General features: G+C 70.5%; 1 protein-coding gene. It reads right to left on the bottom strand.

Translation table 11 applies throughout. From position 1 onward, the window contains the following. Nucleotides 1-156: 156 nt before the first annotated feature. Nucleotides 157-1,590 carry an IS1380 family transposase gene (locus ACFY16_RS43090; protein ID WP_390652686.1) on the bottom strand — a complete coding sequence of 478 codons (1,434 nt, stop codon included), beginning with the start codon at nt 1,588-1,590 and terminating at the stop codon, nt 157-159. Nucleotides 1,591-1,681 lie beyond the last annotated feature (91 nt).

The raw sequence follows: 1,681 nt of genomic DNA, 5'->3' as shown, positions 1-1,681 counted from the left end.
CCTCCCCGTTTCGCTTCGCATGGTTGGGCTGCGCTGATGGCGGTGGATCGGTGGTGTCGGTTGCTGGTCGCGGGGCGGGCATGGCTTGGGCCCGACGCTCGGGCCGGGTGCTCCAGGGTTCCTCGGGTCGCGGGCGGGCAGGATCGGTGCCGCAGGTCAGGTGGCTGGTCGCGGCAGTGCCGTGAGGCGGGCGAACGCACTGGCGAGTTCGTGCCGCCAGGGCCAGGTCGCGGCGATCCGCAGACGGATGCGGCGGCCGCCGCGAGTGATACGGGCGGTTGCGTGCAGGATCCGGTAGCGGAGCCTTTTCGGCTCGGCGGTGGCCAACTCGCCCTCCAGCAACAGAGTCTGGGTCCAGGCGAGCAGATCGGTGGCGGTCAGCGCGAGCTCGAGCCACGCTTGGTTGAGGGCGAAGTGGCGGGAGGGGAAGCGGCCGATGCCGGTGCTTTTGCCGCACCGGATGCGGTCCTCGACGCGGGCGTGCCCCCGGTGGCGGACCTCCAGGTGCTGCAAGGAGCCCTCGCCGTAGGGGGCGTCGGTGAGAAAGACCTGATGACGCATGCCCGCGTCCAGGTCGAACAGCGACAGTTGGGCGCCGGGGTGCGGACGCTCTCGCCGCACGATGACCCGCGTGTCGTCCGGGTAGCCGGCCAGGTCGATCATGCCGGTCAGCTCGGCGACGTCCGCGCCTTGGCGCAGGGTGCCGTCCTGTTCGACTGCGGGATGCCAGACCTGCTCGGGCAGGGCCCGGATCGCCTGGCGGACCGGTTCGGTGACGGCGTGTCCGACGGAGAAAGAGGTGAGGATCCCGCGTGAGCGAAGGGCCCGCACATGCTCCAGGAACGCTTTCGCTCCTCCGGCACTGTCCGCGCGGATGAGGATGGGTGCGCCATGGCGGTGGGCGTCGGGGATCTGGGCAAGCGCCTGGTCGAGGACGGTGATGTGGTCGGCGGCGGTGTTTGCGCCGGCGTTGCCGGGCCTGAGGATTCCGGCCAGGGCTTCGCCGGTGTTGTCCAGGAAGCACAGCAGCGGGTGGTAGCCGAAGCCGTGCTTGTAGGTCGCCGCTGCCTGTTCTTTCTCGGAGTGGCAGGTCACCAGGGTGGCGTCGAGGTCCAGGACAAGACCGGGCAGGTCGCGTCCGCCCGCGTGGGCGGCGGGTATCCCTGTCCTGGTCTCGGCGGTCTGCAGCCAGGCGATCTCCCGGGCGGTGGCCCGGGCCGAGCGCAGGCGGGCGAGTGCGGCCGAGTCCATGCCGGCCAGCATCCGCCAGGCGGTCGGGGTGGAGGCGACGGGGCCGAACACCTCCGCTTGGTCGCGCAGCAGGGCCAGGTCCGCTATCGCCTCGCCGCCATCGGCGAGCATGACCGCGAGATCGACCGCGATCCGGCCGGGATCGTGCCCGGTGCCACGCGGTCGCAGCCGACGCAGTGCCTCCGTGAAGGCACTGGTCAGGCCAGTGGCATCGGCGATATCGGCCAGCAGGCGGGATCCGGCGTGGCTGACCACCCCGTGACCGTCGGCCGACACGACGAGCTTGGGACGCGACCGGGTAGGGTGCACGCAGAAAGTGCCTTCCTGCTGGGATGACAGAGACCTTCGACAAGCCTCATCTTCCCAGCTCAGAAGGCACTTTCGCTTTTCCGGTCAGGACTCGGACACCGCCGCAAGCGAAACGCCCAGG

The sequence above is a fragment of the Streptomyces sp. NPDC001315 genome (assembly GCF_042896175.1).
GTDB lineage: Bacteria > Actinomycetota > Actinomycetes > Streptomycetales > Streptomycetaceae > Streptomyces.
This window is presented reverse-complemented; position numbering and strand designations above follow the sequence as displayed.